At 72.0% G+C, this 13,149-nt stretch carries 18 protein-coding genes and 2 pseudogenes; 12 read left to right on the top strand and 8 right to left on the bottom strand.

What is annotated here, in order from left to right:
- Positions 1 to 90 precede the first annotated feature (90 nt).
- Positions 91 to 438 (bottom strand): hypothetical protein, encoded by a 348-nt coding sequence (locus AB0368_RS38325; protein ID WP_366158962.1) that lies wholly within the window; start codon positions 436 to 438, stop codon positions 91 to 93.
- Between the two features lie 74 nt (positions 439 to 512).
- Here AB0368_RS38325 and AB0368_RS38320 point away from each other — a divergent pair, with 74 nt between their 5' ends.
- From AB0368_RS38320 to AB0368_RS38285, 8 genes are all read left to right on the top strand, one after another.
- A complete protein-coding gene (locus AB0368_RS38320; RefSeq protein ID WP_366158961.1) occupies positions 513 to 1,265 on the top strand; it encodes an SGNH/GDSL hydrolase family protein in 753 nt (250 codons plus the stop codon).
- Positions 1,266 to 1,422: 157 nt separating this feature from the next.
- Positions 1,423 to 1,767 (top strand): DUF2752 domain-containing protein, encoded by a 345-nt coding sequence (locus AB0368_RS38315; protein ID WP_366158960.1) that lies wholly within the window; start codon positions 1,423 to 1,425, stop codon positions 1,765 to 1,767.
- Between the two features lie 23 nt (positions 1,768 to 1,790).
- Positions 1,791 to 2,279: an RDD family protein gene (locus tag AB0368_RS38310; RefSeq protein ID WP_366158959.1), complete on the top strand. Its 489-nt coding sequence runs from the start codon at positions 1,791 to 1,793 to the stop codon at positions 2,277 to 2,279.
- 149 nt (positions 2,280 to 2,428) lie between these two features.
- Positions 2,429 to 3,067 (top strand): hypothetical protein, encoded by a 639-nt coding sequence (locus AB0368_RS38305; RefSeq protein WP_366158958.1) that lies wholly within the window; start codon positions 2,429 to 2,431, stop codon positions 3,065 to 3,067.
- A 236-nt stretch (positions 3,068 to 3,303) separates the two neighbouring features.
- Positions 3,304 to 3,486 (top strand): hypothetical protein, encoded by a 183-nt coding sequence (locus AB0368_RS38300; RefSeq protein ID WP_366158963.1) that lies wholly within the window; start codon positions 3,304 to 3,306, stop codon positions 3,484 to 3,486.
- Complete coding sequence (locus AB0368_RS38295; protein WP_366158957.1) at positions 3,441 to 3,851, top strand: TetR/AcrR family transcriptional regulator C-terminal domain-containing protein; 411 nt, start codon at positions 3,441 to 3,443, stop codon at positions 3,849 to 3,851. The genes AB0368_RS38300 and AB0368_RS38295 overlap by 46 nt, the downstream gene beginning before the upstream one ends.
- 190 nt (positions 3,852 to 4,041) lie before the next feature.
- Positions 4,042 to 4,230: a hypothetical protein gene (locus tag AB0368_RS38290; protein WP_366158956.1), complete on the top strand. Its 189-nt coding sequence runs from the start codon at positions 4,042 to 4,044 to the stop codon at positions 4,228 to 4,230.
- Positions 4,231 to 4,320: 90 nt separating this feature from the next.
- Positions 4,321 to 4,914 carry a hypothetical protein gene (locus AB0368_RS38285; protein ID WP_366158955.1) on the top strand — a complete coding sequence of 198 codons (594 nt, stop codon included), beginning with the start codon at positions 4,321 to 4,323 and terminating at the stop codon, positions 4,912 to 4,914.
- Positions 4,915 to 4,969: 55 nt separating this feature from the next.
- Here the strand turns inward: AB0368_RS38285 and AB0368_RS38280 are convergent, their stop codons facing one another.
- Positions 4,970 to 5,332 (bottom strand): DUF2203 domain-containing protein, encoded by a 363-nt coding sequence (locus AB0368_RS38280; protein ID WP_366158954.1) that lies wholly within the window; start codon positions 5,330 to 5,332, stop codon positions 4,970 to 4,972.
- 77 nt (positions 5,333 to 5,409) lie between these two features.
- Positions 5,410 to 5,745, bottom strand: coding sequence for a hypothetical protein (locus AB0368_RS38275; protein ID WP_366158953.1), 336 nt, complete (start codon positions 5,743 to 5,745; stop codon positions 5,410 to 5,412).
- Positions 5,746 to 5,914: 169 nt separating this feature from the next.
- Between AB0368_RS38275 and AB0368_RS38270 the strand changes: the two genes are divergently transcribed.
- Positions 5,915 to 6,796, top strand: coding sequence for a UbiA prenyltransferase family protein (locus tag AB0368_RS38270; RefSeq protein ID WP_366158952.1), 882 nt, complete (start codon positions 5,915 to 5,917; stop codon positions 6,794 to 6,796).
- On the opposite strand, the pseudogene AB0368_RS38265 reads toward AB0368_RS38270, so the two are convergent.
- Positions 6,784 to 7,170, bottom strand: a pseudogene (locus AB0368_RS38265) (MFS transporter); the annotation flags it as partial. The gene AB0368_RS38270 and the pseudogene AB0368_RS38265 sit on opposite strands and share 13 nt — an antisense overlap.
- Before the next feature lie 166 nt (positions 7,171 to 7,336).
- Here AB0368_RS38265 and AB0368_RS38260 point away from each other — a divergent pair.
- On the top strand, positions 7,337 to 8,140 hold the full coding sequence (locus AB0368_RS38260) for an SDR family oxidoreductase (protein ID WP_366158951.1): 804 nt from the start codon (positions 7,337 to 7,339) through the stop codon (positions 8,138 to 8,140).
- Positions 8,141 to 8,185: 45 nt separating this feature from the next.
- On the opposite strand, the gene AB0368_RS38255 is transcribed toward AB0368_RS38260, so the two are convergent.
- Genes AB0368_RS38255 through AB0368_RS38245 form a run of 3 tightly spaced genes read right to left on the bottom strand, consistent with a single transcriptional unit; the run spans position 8,186 to position 10,840 of the window.
- A complete protein-coding gene (locus AB0368_RS38255) occupies positions 8,186 to 8,860 on the bottom strand; it encodes a VOC family protein (RefSeq protein WP_366158950.1) in 675 nt (224 codons plus the stop codon).
- A 26-nt stretch (positions 8,861 to 8,886) separates the two neighbouring features.
- The gene (locus AB0368_RS38250) at positions 8,887 to 9,957 is read right to left on the bottom strand and encodes a MarP family serine protease (RefSeq protein ID WP_366158949.1); all 1,071 of its coding nucleotides are present in this window, start codon (positions 9,955 to 9,957) and stop codon (positions 8,887 to 8,889) included.
- A 31-nt stretch (positions 9,958 to 9,988) separates the two neighbouring features.
- Entirely contained in the window at positions 9,989 to 10,840 is an 852-nt protein-coding gene (locus AB0368_RS38245; RefSeq protein ID WP_366158948.1) for a transporter substrate-binding domain-containing protein, read from the bottom strand.
- A 92-nt stretch (positions 10,841 to 10,932) separates the two neighbouring features.
- On the opposite strand from AB0368_RS38245, the gene AB0368_RS38240 reads away from it, so the two are divergent.
- The gene (locus AB0368_RS38240; protein WP_366158947.1) at positions 10,933 to 12,507 is read left to right on the top strand and encodes a methyl-accepting chemotaxis protein; all 1,575 of its coding nucleotides are present in this window, start codon (positions 10,933 to 10,935) and stop codon (positions 12,505 to 12,507) included.
- On the opposite strand, the gene AB0368_RS38235 is transcribed toward AB0368_RS38240, so the two are convergent.
- Positions 12,487 to 12,723, bottom strand: coding sequence for a winged helix-turn-helix domain-containing protein (locus AB0368_RS38235; RefSeq protein WP_366158946.1), 237 nt, complete (start codon positions 12,721 to 12,723; stop codon positions 12,487 to 12,489). The genes AB0368_RS38240 and AB0368_RS38235 overlap by 21 nt on opposite strands.
- A 130-nt stretch (positions 12,724 to 12,853) precedes the next feature.
- Here AB0368_RS38235 and AB0368_RS38230 point away from each other — a divergent pair.
- A pseudogene (locus AB0368_RS38230) lies at positions 12,854 to 13,149 on the top strand (serine/threonine protein kinase); the annotation flags it as partial.

Genomic DNA, 13,149 nt, shown 5'->3' with positions numbered 1-13,149 from the left:
CAGCTCCACTCCACAACCGGAGGCCTTCACCCGTCCAGAGCTCAGATCAACTCGTCACACAACCTCGACCAACCTCCCTGGACAGCACACCTAGGGCGTGCCCGGGCCGGCGAACCTCCGCGCCAGCGCCCGATGCTCGGCGGCGGCCGGCACGGCCTGAGCGCCGCTGATCGTCGCGCCCGGCATGCCACCCAGCACGACGATCTGCTCGGCGACGCGCAGATGCTGCCGGTGGGCGTGCTCACGGCAGGCGAGGCAGGTCACACTCTCGGGCCTCGCGGAGGTCATCGCGTACGGGACCCGCAGCCCGCAGCCGGTGCGCACCTCGGCCGGCAGGTCCCCGGCCAGGCCGAACGTGGAGGCGAGCACGTTACGCACGGCGGCGTCGGCCCGTACGACGTTCACCTCGACGTGGATGTGCGGGTCGGTGTCCGGCATCACCCAAGCCTGCCAGCGAAGTCTCCGCCCAGCCACCGCGCGGGTAGCGTGCACGAGGACAGAAGGGGGCGCGGGTGCGCTACGTGGCGATCGGGGACAGCTTCACCGAGGGGCTCGGCGACGAGCTGCCGGACGGCACACTGCGGGGCTGGGCCGACCGGGTCGCCGCCGGGCTGGCCGTGGCGACCGGGGAGCCGGTCGAATACGCGAACCTGGCCATCCGGGGCCGGCTGCTCGAGCCGATCGTCACCGAGCAGCTGGACGCCGCGCTGTCCCTGACCCCCGCGCCGACGCTGATCACGCTCAACGGCGGCGGCAACGACATGATGCGCCCCGGCGGCGACATGAACCGCCTCATCGAGCTGACCGAGCGGGCGGTACGCCGCTGCATCGACGCCGGCGTGGGCATGGTCCTCATCAGCGGTGGCGACCCGTCGGGACGGCTGCCGCTCGGCGCGTTCATGCGGCGCCGCGGCGAGCTGCTCACCGTCGCGGTGGGCGAGCTGGCCGAGCGGTACGGCCTGCCGTTCGCCGACGTCTTCCACGACACCGAGATCCGCCGGGCGCCCTACTGGTCCCCCGATCGCCTGCACCTCAACGCCGCCGGGCACCAGCGCGCCGCCGGGCTGATCCTGACCGCGATGGGCCATCCGACCGCCGCGCACGTGGTCGATCCGGGGCCGGCGGAGAGCCGTCGCCTGCTCGCCGAGGCCCGGTACTACCGGGAGCACGTCCTGCCGTGGGTGCACCGGCGGGTGCGGGGGCGCTCGTCCGGCGACGAGCGGACTGCCAAGTTCCCGGAGTGGACGCCGGTCGGGTCCGCCTGAGCCCCGACTGTCGCGGACAAGACAGCAGGTCGGAACGGGGTCGCGAGATCACCCGTCGGCGATCTAGCATCATGCGCCGTCCTTACGACATCGGAGTACTGCGCTGCGGACTTTCTCGATCCCGGAGCGGATCGGCGGGTTCGGGCTAGCCGCTGCGGTGGCCGCATTCGTGTGGCCGATCTTCACCGACAGCACCGGCCTGGGCCTGCCGTGCCCGCTGCGCACGCTCACGGGCATTCCGTGCCCCGGCTGCGGTCTGACGACCGCGGCCGTGGCACTCGTGCGCGGCGATGTCGGTACGGCGGTCGCGGCCAACCCGCTGATCCTGGCGCTGGCGGCGGTCACGGCCGGCGTGGTCCCGCTGGTGGCGTTGCGCGCCGCCGGCGCGGTGCCCGCGCCCGCACCGTGGCCCGCCGGGCGGCGCCGGGGGCTGCGGTGGCCCGTCACCCTGCTCGCCCTCGCGAGCTGGTTGTTCCAACTGCACCGGTTCGGCCTGGGCTGAGCCGTCATCAAAAGGAATCCCTCATGGCATATCAGCAGGACCCGTACGGCGCCGCGCCCGGCGCCCCCTACTCCGGCCAGGGCTACGCCGCCCCGTCGGTCGACTACGCCTCCTGGATCAGCCGGGTCGGCGCGTACCTCATCGACGCCCTGATCGTGGCGCCGTTCTCCGTGCTCGCCATCGTGCTCGGGCGCGGCACCGACGAGGTCACCGGCCTGCCCACCTTCAACGCCCTGTACTGGCTGTTCACCCTGCTGGGCCTCATCGTCAGCGGTTACAACCGCTGGTACCAGGGCGGCAAGACCGGGCAGTCGTGGGGCCGCAAGGCGCTCGGCATCCGCCTGGTGGGCGAGCAGACCGGCCAGCCGATCGGCGCCGGCATGGCGTTCGTGCGCGACCTGGCGCACGTCGTCGACGCCCTGATCTGCTACATCGGCTTCCTGTTCCCGCTCTGGGACGCGAAGAAGCAGACCCTGGCCGACAAGATCGTCAAGACCCTCGTCGTGCGCTGACGACACCCGCGGCACCCACCGGTCGCGGCCGGCACCCACCGGTCGCGGCCGGCTCGCACGGCGCGGAGAACACCCATAGCAGCAGGCCACGCGGCCGAGGATCCAGGGTTGGCGCCACACCGCCCCGGCACCGCCCCTACGCTGGCCGGGTGACTTGGCTCGACGTGATCGGCTGGACCGGCTCCGCCCTGCTCGTGTGGTCCCTGCTGCAGACCCGCCTGCTCCGCCTGCGCGCCCTGAACCTGGTGGGCTGCCTGGTGCTCATCGGCTTCAACCTGGCGCTCGGCGTGTGGCCCATGGTGGGCCTGAACGTCGTGCTGGCGGTGATCAACGTCTGGTACCTGGCGCGGATGCTCGCCACTCGGCACGACGAGAAGGCGTACCAGGTGGTCGAGGTGGGTGACGACGAGATCCTCGCGTACATGCTGCGCCGGCACCGCGACGACATCGCGAAGTTCAATCCGCGGTTCCGCTGGGACGCCGCCGGGGATGACCGTGCCGCATTCCTGATCGTCAACGGTGACGAGATCGTGGGCGTGGTGCTGTTCCGCGGCGGTGCGGACGGCGTCGCGCGCGTGGAACTCGACTACGTCACCCAGCGCTACCGCGATTTCACGCCCGGCGAGTTCGTGTACCGGCGCAGCCAGTTCTTCACCGACCGCGGCTGCCGGACCGTGATCACGCCGCCCGGCATGCTGGCGCCCTACTACGACCGGCTGGGCTTCCGGCGGGACGGCGATTCGTACGTGCTCGACCTGACCGAGGCCACCGCCACAGGCCGCTCCTGAGGGGCGGAACGCCCCGACTGAGACCCCCAGCACAGCCCGCACCCGAGCCGCCGAACGAACGCGTTCGTTCGGATCGCGTTTCGGCCGCCCGTTCGCCGCAAGCCGTCAGCCGCACACCTGTCAGCCGAGCACCCGTCAGCCGGCGGGAGCGGCCGGCGAAACCCGCCCTCACCCGCGAGGGCATCGTCGCCGTCGCCCTGAGCATCCTGCGCGAGGAGGGCCTGGAGCGGGTGACCATGCGGCGCCTGGCTGAGGAGCTCGACACCGGGCCGGCATCGCTCTACGTGTACGTGCGCAACATGGCCGAGCTGCACGGCGCCTCCTGGACGAGCTGCTGGCCGACCTCGACCCCACCCAGTCCGGCGACGCGGGCGTGTGGCGGGACGAGCTGGTCGGACTGCTGGTGGCGTACACGATGATGCTGTTGCGGTATCCCAGCCTGGCGAGATCCGTCATGGTGCTGCGGCCGACGGGCCGCCGTTATCTGCGCCTCGTCGAGACGATCCTGGGCCTGCTGAAGATCGGTGGGGCCACCGTCCGCCAGGCCGCCTGGGGCGTCGACATCCTGCTGCAGCAGGCCACCGCGTCGGCCGCCGAGCACGGCACCCGGAACGGATCCGCAGAGGCGGACGCGGAGCAGGAGGCCCTGGAGCGCGCCCTGCACGGCGCGCCCGCCGACGACTACCCGCACATTGCCTGGGCGTCCGGTGAGCTGTTCGCCGGCACCGGCGAGGAGCGGCTGCGCTGGGGCTTCACCACCCTGATCAACGGCCTCACGGGGTGACGGCTCATCGGTCGCACAGCGCGCCTTGTGGCGGCCACCTGCACGGTCCGGCACGCGCACGGTGCCGGGCGCCCAGCTGTCGTGCTGGGCGGCGAAGGCCGTTTTCATGCCCATCCCGAACGTGTTCGTCACGAACTCGATCGGCCGAACAACCATCCAGCCCCCAGCCACCCCAACCGGAAGGAACACCATGACCATCGCGCTCGCCGTGCACCCGGGTGACGTCGAGGCGGCGCTCACCGCGTACGAGAAGAATCTGTTCGCCCGCAGTGAGCGCGCCGCAGCGGAGGCGGCAGCGAACCTCGAGATCTGCTTCCGCCACGACGCCCCGCAGAGCCTGATCGACCGATTCGCCGAGTACGAGCGGGCCGGGACCTAGGTCCCGCGGGGTCGGTGAGTTCGGCCCGGGCGGCGCGCGCGGCATCGGCGGATGGTGGAGGTGTCACAAGAGAGCATTTCGGAGGCAACGATGACCGTCCACGCAAGCAACCAGCGTTCCCTGGCCACTCCGCTCGAGCAGGCGGAGGTTCCCGGCTCGATGCTCACCAAGACCGCCGCGCGGTCCCTCGCCGTCCTGCGCATCTCCACCGGCTTCGTCTTCCTCTGGGCCTTCCTGGACAAGACCTTCGGGTTCGGGTACGCGACCCCGGCGGCGAAGGCCTGGATCCACGGCGGCTCCCCCACCAAGGGCTTCCTGAGCTCGGTCGACGTGGGCCCGTTCTCGTCGATGTTCCACGCGATGGCCGGCACCTGGTGGGCGAACTGGCTGTTCATGCTCGGCATGCTGGGCGTGGGCCTGGCCCTGATCCTCGGCGTCGGCCTGCGCGTCTCGGCCGTGGCCGGCAGCCTCATCCTGGCGATGATGTGGCTCGCGGAATGGCCGCTCGCGCAGACCACCGCCGCCGGCGAGCCCAGCGGCTCGACCAACCCGATCGTCGACTACCACGTCATCTACGCAGTCGCCCTGATCGTCGCCGCGGCGGCGTACGCCGGGCACACCTGGGGCCTCGGCCGCCTCTGGACGAAGATCCCCTTCGTGCAGCAGCACCGCTGGCTCATCTGACCTTCCCCCTCCGCCGGGGCCGGCGCCCACCCCCCTGGGCGCCGGCCTCGCGGCGTCACGGGAGCGGCCGGCGGCCGGCGAAACCGAGGCCGGTCCGGTGGTACCAGGCGAGCTCCGCCTCGCCCTCCAGCCAGCACAGCAGCACGGGCACGCCGTCGAGCTCGCCGGGGAAATCGATGAGCAGGGGCGCGATGCCCTTGAGCTCCGCCCCGGTCTGCTGCACCTCGGTCATCAGCTCGTTGAGCCGGGCCTCGGCGGCCTTGCGCTCAGGCAGCCCGCCGAGTGGCGAAGGCTCGCCACCGGGAATCAGCGCGGCGGACAGCTCCACCATGTCGGCACGGACAACCAGGATCTCGTCGAGCGCGGGCCGCAACCGGGCCAGCTCCGCCCGTGCCTCCGCCAGCGTGAACAACCCCATGCATCCGAGTCTGCCATCCGGCCGACAGCGGCGGGCGCACCGTTCCTGGAGGAAACGGTGCGCCCGGGGTTGGCCGGTTATCGCGTACGGGGGTCGGCGTCGCGGGTGCGGCTGGCCGCCTTGGCCAGGCCACGGCTCACCATGTAGCCGATCGTCAGCAGGGTGATGTACCACCAGGCCTTGTCGGCGGCGAAGTAGTCGGCGCCGTTGTTCGCGGCGCCGTCACCCACCGTCTGCGAGGCGATCAGTACGCCGGCGACGGCGGCGAGGTAGACGAACAACTCGGTGGTCTTCCACGACGGCTTGGTCTCCTCCCCGCGCGGCGCGAGGTGCTGGTGGTCGTGCCCGTCGTGGTGGCCGCGTACCGAGTCGAAGATGCTGGAGCCGGACGTGGCGCGGGTGGGGGCAGACATCATGCTCTCCTTAGGTCGTCCGAGGTTCCGTGGTTGTTCCGGCCGGCCGGGCGCGTTGTCCGATTGATCCCCTCCACGGCGGGCGGTACACGCGAATCGGCGCGCTTCACCCGTTGGCGTGACGGGCCTCTCAGTGCGCGCACAGGCGCCGGGCGGCACCATCGGGGCCATGACCGGGGTGCTGGAACGTCCGTCCGTCCTGCTGATGGCCGTGTCCCGGCCCTGGTTCTGGCCGGTGTCGTGGGTACCGGCCTACCTGGGCACCGTCCTGGCCGAACGGGCCTGGCTGCCCGACCGCCCCGACGTGCCGCGGGCCGTGGTGGCGCTGCTCGTGCTCGGGCCGCTGGTCTGGGGCGCGGTGCTGGCCCAGAACGACCTGCACGACCTGCGCAGCGACCGGGCCAACCCGCGCAAGGCCTCCGCACCGCTCGTCACCGGCGCCGTGTCGGTGCAGCGGCTGCGGCGGTGGTACTTCCTGTTCGCCGGCGCCGCGCTCGTCAGCGCCGGGTTCGTGGGGCCGCTGTTCGTGCTCGGCGTCGCCGGGGTGCTGGCGCTCGGCTGGGCGTACAGCGTGCCGCCGTTGCGTCTCAAGACGCGGCCCGGATGGGACGTCGCGGTCAACGCCGTGGTGGTGGGGGTGGTCTCGCCGGCCGCGGGCTGGTCCATCACGCGGGCGCCGTGGGACTTCCCGTGGCAGTTCGGCGTGATCGGGCTGCTGTTCGCCGCCGCGCTGTACGTGCCCACCACGGTGACCGACCTCGCGGCGGATTCCGGCGCCGGGGACACCACGTTCGCCGTACGGTTCGGGCCACGTATCGGGCATCGGCTGGGCATCGCGCTGTGGGGCTCGGCGCTAGCGGTGTCGCTGCTCTGCGCGTGGTTCGACGTACTGGTGCCACGGTCCACGATCGCCGCTCAGCTGGTGATGGCGCCGGTGCTGCTCATCGCGTACGGAATCCTCACCGTGCGTCCGACGATCACCAAGCTGGCGGTGGTCTCGGTGCTGTTCGGGGTGCCGACCGTGGGATTCGCGGCGGCTTACATCGGGTGAGGCTCGTGGGCGATGCGGCTCGTCTCCCGCCACAGCAGGACGACGAAGACCGCGGAGCCCGCGAACGCGAACCAGAACGGCGCCGTGACGCCGTAGCAGGCGGCCAGCGCGCCACCGATCGCGGAACCGGCGACCAGGCCGCCGTACACGCCGACGGTGTTGACGCTCGTGACCCGGCCCTGGAGGTGGGTGGGGACCGCCCGCTGCCGCACCGTGATCGAGGTTGTGTGCCAGATGAACGCGTGGGCGCCGAAGACGAAGAAGATGAGCATCGCGATCCACGCCGAGGTGGTCACCGCCAGGGCGAGATGGGTCAGCGTCTCGATGACGAGCCCCGCGCGCATCACGTTGCCCAGGCTGACCCGCCGGGTGAGCGACGCCGTCACCGAAATTGGTGGACCACGAGGACGCCAGGAGCCACCGGAAGCCGGTCCCGAGGCGCCGGGGCACGAGGATCTCCGCGGTTCGGCTCACAAGGAGGGGACCCTACGGGCACCGCCCGCCGAGCCGCACCCGGTTATCCGCCGGTATGGTGCATCGATGAACCGCACCGCGCTGGTCACCGGAGCATCGTCGGGCATCGGGAGGGCGACCGCGGCGGCGCTGGCCGCGCGGGGATACCGCGTCCTGGGGACCAGTCGGCATCCGGAGTCGCTGCCGCCGGACGAGCGGGCGGCCGGTGTGGAGTACCTGCCGCTCGACCTCTCCTCCCCCGACTCCGTCGAGGCCCTGGCCGACCGCCTCGCGACGGTGGACGTATTGGTCAACAACGCGGGCGAGAGCCAGTCCGGCCCGTTCGAGGAGCTGCCCGCGGCCGCCCTGCACCGTCTGTTCGAGGTCAACGTGCTCGGCCCGGTCCGGCTGACCCAGCTCGCCCTGCCCGGCATGCGGGAGCGCGGCTACGGGCGGGTGGTCATGGTGGGCTCGATGCTCGCGTCGTTCCCGCTCGCCTACCGGTCCTCGTACGTCGCCACGAAGGCGGCGTTGAAGGGCTTCGGCAGCGCCGCGCGCCACGAGCTCTCGCCCTTCGGGGTGTGGCTCACCACGGTCGAGCCGGGGTCCATCAACACCGGCATCAGCGAGCGCCGGACGTCGTACGCCGCCGCGGACTCACCGCACCGCCGCGACTTCGAGACGATGCTGGGCGCCCTCGACCGCAACGAGCGCGCCGGCGTGGCACCGGAACGCGTCGCCCAGGTGATCGTCAGGGCCGTCGAGGCGGCCCGCCCCCGGCCGCGCTACGCGGTGGGCAGCAACGCACCGGCCGTGTTCGCCCTGCGGCGGATCCTCCCGGCGGCCGTCACCGAGAAGTTCGTGCACCGCCGGCACGACCTGAGCCGCTGAGGCTGCCGCGCCGGCTCAGAACCGGGCGGTGCCGGGGCGCCCGGCTCACGACCGGGCGGTGCCGCGGCGCTGGCGGAGCCACGGGCCGAGGCCGTCCGCGTGCTCGGTGGCGATGAACGCGCTGCGGGCGTCGATCAGGGCCTCCTCGGCATGGCTCAGGCAGCCCCAGACGGTGTCGCCCCAGGGATCGGCGAGCTTGACCTCGGCCGGCTTCGGGCACAGGTTGCCCTCGGGCAGGCCGATCTGGCAGGTGGCCGGGGCGCCGCCCCGCAGGCTGACGGCCTGCGCGGCCTGCTGGATGAGCGAGAAACGGGCGGCGGCGCCGGTCGGCTCGGCCCGGGCGTCGGCGCTGACCGCGGACCGCTGGCCGAACAGGACGACGTTGCCGTCCGGGTCGCGGGTGCGCATCTCGCCGCCGGGGGCGTGGTCGGGGTAGCCGACCAGCTCGGCCGGGTGTCCCGCCTTCTCGAACCGCTCCCGGACCGTGGCCAGATCGTCGACGTACACGTAGATGAGCAGGGGCAGCTCGACCTGGATCAGCGGCGGGTCGACCGACGCGAGCAGCAGCGTGTGCTCGCCGCACTGCAGGTACGACCACCGGCCGCCGCCCTCGCCGCCGGCACGCGCCTCGGTGTAGCCGAACAGGCCGTAGAACTCCTGGCTGAGCTGGAGGTTCTTGACGTAGGACACCGGTACGGCGGCGGACACCAGGGGCTGCATGCCGCAGAACCTACCGCAGGAGGGGATCAACGGCAGGCGCCCGTGCCGACCTCCTCCGTACGGCTCGTGCCCTCCTCGGCGGCGTCCGACACCTCGGCCGCGGTCAGCGCGAAGCCCAGGTCGGGATCGCCGTCCGACACGCCGAAGACCACGCCCAGCACCCGCCCGCCGGGGGCGACCAGCGGCCCGCCCGAGTTGCCGTTGCGCACCAGGGCCCGGACCGTGTACATCTCGCGGGTCACCGCGCCCGCGCCGTAGATGTCGTGGCCCCCGACCCGGCCGAGGTCGCGGATCCGGGCCGGCTGCGCCTGGTACGGGCCGTCCAGCGGGAAGCCCAGCACGACCGCGTCGGCGCCGGAGCGCACCGGTCCGCCCGCCAGCGCCAGCGCGGGCGCGGTCAGGCCCGGGACGTGCAGTACGGCGAGGTCGCGGTCCGGGTCGTACACGACCACCGTGGCGTCGAGCTGGTCCTCGCCGGTCTCGATCCGGACGTCGCCCGCGCCGGCGACCACGTGGGCGTTCGTCATCACGCGTTCCGGGGCGTACACGAAACCGGAGCCGACCGCGCCCCGTTGGCACCGGTGGGTGACCCCCGGGGCGGCCCGGACCTTCACCACCGAGGGCCGGGAGGCGGTGACCACCGGCGCGCCGGCGAGCGCCGGGTCGGGCGCGGCGACCTTGGTGGCGGAGGTACGCACGAGCCCCGCGAACGACGTCGGATCCCGGTCGGTGTCCAGGGTCCACACCGCGACGAGCCCAGCCGTCAGCAGCACGGCGGCAAGAGACGCGACGGCGCCGCCGGCTTCGTCGAGGCGCCGCAGCGGACGGGTCACGAGCACCCGCTTCAGCCGTTCTCCGAGCCGTACGCTCAGGACCAGGCCCAGGGCGGCGAGCAGGAGAACCGTCGTGAGCGACACGGCCACGCGTATCGGCTCACCGGGGAACCGGGCGGCGATCAGGGGGCCGGCCTGCCATCCGAGCAGGGTGCCCGAGCCGGCGCCCAGCGCGCACACGCCGGCGACCAGCAGGCCCCGCCGGTAACCGAGGACGGCGACGGTCAGGGCGGGCAGGAGCAGGACGGCGTCGAGGGCGCGCACCCCGCGGAGCGTACAAACTCCGGGCCAGGCGTCAGGCGCCGCCGTTGATGGCGCCGGTACGCAGCGCCCCCTCGGTGACCTTCCACTTGGTCAGCAGCGCGTCGTAGGTGCCGTCGTTGATCAGCGAGTACAGCGCGGCCTGGACGGCGGTGGTGAGGGTCTTGCGGTCCTTGGCGACGCCGATCCCGTACGGGATGGCCTCGATCTGGGGTCCCGACAGCTCGAGGCTCCCGTCGCGCTGCACGTCGAGCGCGGCGATCGGGAAGTCGTTGAGGGCGGCGTCCGCGTCCTTCTTCGCCACGGCCGCCGACGGCGTCTGGGTCCGTACGAGCGTGAGCTTCTTGCCGCCGCACTTGGCCGCCTGGGCCGCAGCCATATCGACATAGACGGTGTCGGGCTGCACCGCGACGCGCCGGCCGCAGAGCCCCGGCATGCCGCCGATGTCGCCGTCGCCCTTCGACACGACGATGGAGGTGCCGGCGTTGAGGTAGTTGACGAAGTCGGCCTTCTGCTGGCGCTCCGCGCGGTCGAACATGGAGGACACGGAGAGATCGATCTTGTGCCCCTGCACCTGGTCGAGCAGGTCGCCGAAGCCCACGTTCGACCACTTCACGGTCAGGCCCAGCTTCGCGGCGATCGCCTCGAGCAGCTGCACGTCGAGGCCGGTGAAGGTCTCGCCCTGCATGAACGTCATGGGCTCGAACGTCGGGTCGGTGCCGCCGACGAGGACGCCCGCCTTCTTGATCGCGTCCGGCAGGGCCGCCTTGGCCTCGGCGAGGCGGTCGACGGGCTTGCCGGCCTCCGCGCCGCCGCTCCCGCATCCGGCGGCTCCCCCACCGAGGACCAGAGCGGTGACCAGCAGCGAAACGATGCGACGCCTCATGCTGCCCTGTTCGGTAGCGCTAGCAGCGAACTGAGCGGAAGGGCCACCTTCGGCGGCGATTTGCCCATAACGTGGTAGTAGAGGGGGTTCCCGTGACGTTCACCATCCGGCGCCAGATCGCCGCCCTCGCCGTGGCGGGTTTCCTGCTCGTGATCGCGGCCGGGGTCATCGGGTATCAAGGCACGTCGGCGCTGGCGGACCAGCAGCTGACGGCCCGAAACGCCGCATCCGCTCTGCAGGCGGTGCAGTCGGTCGACATCGCCCGGGCGCTGTTCCGGGGCAACGTACTGAACGCGTTGGTGACCAACGACGCCACAGAGCGTCAGGGAGTCCTCGACAAGCTCGGCAAGAACGTGGCCCAGGCGCGGGCCGGCGTCGACGACGTCATCCGCTATGTGCCGGAACTGAGGCCGCAGGCGGACGCGGTGCTGCCGGTCCTCGACGAGCTGATCGCCTCCGGCCAGCGGATCGTCACCCTGTCCAGCCGGGTGGCGTCGGACCCGACCCGGACGGCGGCTCTCGCCGCCCGGCCCGCGTACGACGAGGTCGACGTCAAGGCCGCCAAGACCATCGGCACGCTGCAGACCGCCATCACCGAGCGGGTCCGCAAGTCGTACCAGGACGCCACCGCCGAGGCCACCCGGGCGAAGCTGCTCACCCTGGTCACCGGCCTGCTCGCCGCCCTGGTGCTGGGCGGGGCGGCGATGTTGCTGGCGCGGCGCATCGCGCGGCGGGTGACGCACTGCCTCTCGGCCGCGCAGTCGATCGCCGACTACGACCTCACCGTCGACGCCTCCCTCGGCGGCAGCGACGAGCTCGCCCAGCTCAGCCGCAGCCTCGGCGCCATCGTCAGCTCCCTGAACGCCGCCCTGACCGAGATCGGCGACAACGCCACCTCCGTGGCGGCCGCCTCGGAGGAGCTGACGGCCACCAGCCGGCACCTGTCCGAGGGCGCGGCCACCGCCTCCACGGAGGCGGAGGTGGCCAGCCGGGACATCGACCAGGTCACCGAGAGCGTCGGGCAGACCACCGCGGCGGCGCGGGGCCTGGACACGTCCATCCAGGCCATCACCTCGGCCGTCGGCGAGGCGGACAGCGTCGCCCGCGAGGCGGTGGAGCTGGCGGTCAACACCAACCGCACGATCGAGCGGCTGCGCAGCTCCAGCGACGAGGTCTCGGCCGTCGTCAACATCATCACCGCGATCGCGGAGCAGACCAACCTGCTCGCGCTGAACGCCACCATCGAGGCGGCCCGCGCCGGGGAGCAGGGCAAGGGCTTCGCGGTGGTGGCGGGCGAGGTCAAGGACCTGTCCCGGGAGACCGCGTCGGCGACCGGCGACATCTCGGCCAAGGTGACCGCGATGCAGGCGGACACCGCGGGCGCGTTCGACGCGATCAGCCGGATCAGCCAGGTCATCGACCGCATCGACGAGCTGCAGCGCTCGATCTCCGCCGCGGTGGACGCCCAGATCAGCGCCACCGGGGACATCGTCGCGAACGTCGGCGTGGCGGAGCAGTCGGCGACGGCCGTGGCCGGATCCATCGGCCGGGTCACCGACACCACGTCCCTGACGCACGAGGCGGCGAGCCAGACCGAGTCGGCCGCGATCGAGCTCGCCCACCTGTCCCACCAGCTGCGCCTGGTGTCAGACCGCTTCCGGCGCTGAGCCCGGGCCCGTCACGAAGATCCCGCGCCCACGGATCCCGAGCACCAGCCCCCGCTCCCGCAGGATCTGGTACGCCCGCCGTGCGGTGGCCGGCGAGACCCCGTACTTGTGCACCACCTGCTGATAGGACGGCATCAGCTCGCCGGCGGCGTACCGTCCCGACGCGATCCCGGCCGCAAGATCATCGGCAATCTGGTAGCGGTTGTGTGCTTCCACGCGTACCCCCGGAAATGCTCATCGATGTCCCCAGCACCGAGAGCAGACTCTCAGCCGCGGCGTTACATCGACGTGAGAAGTGATATACCAGTTCCCGGATCATCACTGCCGTCGCCTGTGGGAGTCGCTCGTGGACACCGCGTACCGCGTGCATCCACTGCGCCCCGGCGACCCCGAACGGCTGGGTGACTACTTGCTGACCGGCCTGCTGGGCGTCGGTGGCATGGGTGTGGTTTACCTGGCCGAGGATCGCGACGGCGCGTTCGTGGCGGTGAAGTTGATTCATGCGTCGTTGTCGGATGATCCGGAGTTTCGGGATCGGTTCCGGTCCGAGGTGGAGCGGGCGCGGCAGGTGCCGTCGTTTTGTACGGCGGAGGTGTTGGATGCGGATCTGGATCATCGTCCGCCGTATCTGGTGGTGGAGTT

This window comes from Actinoplanes sp. NPDC051475 (assembly GCF_040689425.1).
In the GTDB taxonomy this organism is placed as follows: domain Bacteria; phylum Actinomycetota; class Actinomycetes; order Mycobacteriales; family Micromonosporaceae; genus Actinoplanes.
This window is presented reverse-complemented; position numbering and strand designations above follow the sequence as displayed.

Excerpts from the sequence above, each read along its gene's own strand:
- AB0368_RS38325 (WP_366158962.1), bottom strand. The coding sequence starts at position 438 with ATGCCGGACACCGACCCGCACATCCACGTCGAGGTGAACGTCGTACGG.
- AB0368_RS38310 (WP_366158959.1), top strand. The coding sequence starts at position 1,791 with ATGGCATATCAGCAGGACCCGTACGGCGCCGCGCCCGGCGCCCCCTAC.
- AB0368_RS38300 (WP_366158963.1), top strand. The coding sequence starts at position 3,304 with ATGCGGCGCCTGGCTGAGGAGCTCGACACCGGGCCGGCATCGCTCTAC.
- AB0368_RS38290 (WP_366158956.1), top strand. The coding sequence starts at position 4,042 with ATGACCATCGCGCTCGCCGTGCACCCGGGTGACGTCGAGGCGGCGCTC.
- AB0368_RS38285 (WP_366158955.1), top strand. The coding sequence starts at position 4,321 with ATGACCGTCCACGCAAGCAACCAGCGTTCCCTGGCCACTCCGCTCGAG.
- AB0368_RS38280 (WP_366158954.1), bottom strand. The coding sequence starts at position 5,332 with ATGGGGTTGTTCACGCTGGCGGAGGCACGGGCGGAGCTGGCCCGGTTG.
- AB0368_RS38275 (WP_366158953.1), bottom strand. The coding sequence starts at position 5,745 with ATGTCTGCCCCCACCCGCGCCACGTCCGGCTCCAGCATCTTCGACTCG.
- AB0368_RS38270 (WP_366158952.1), top strand. The coding sequence starts at position 5,915 with ATGACCGGGGTGCTGGAACGTCCGTCCGTCCTGCTGATGGCCGTGTCC.
- AB0368_RS38260 (WP_366158951.1), top strand. The coding sequence starts at position 7,337 with ATGAACCGCACCGCGCTGGTCACCGGAGCATCGTCGGGCATCGGGAGG.
- AB0368_RS38255 (WP_366158950.1), bottom strand. The coding sequence starts at position 8,860 with ATGCAGCCCCTGGTGTCCGCCGCCGTACCGGTGTCCTACGTCAAGAAC.
- AB0368_RS38245 (WP_366158948.1), bottom strand. The coding sequence starts at position 10,840 with ATGAGGCGTCGCATCGTTTCGCTGCTGGTCACCGCTCTGGTCCTCGGT.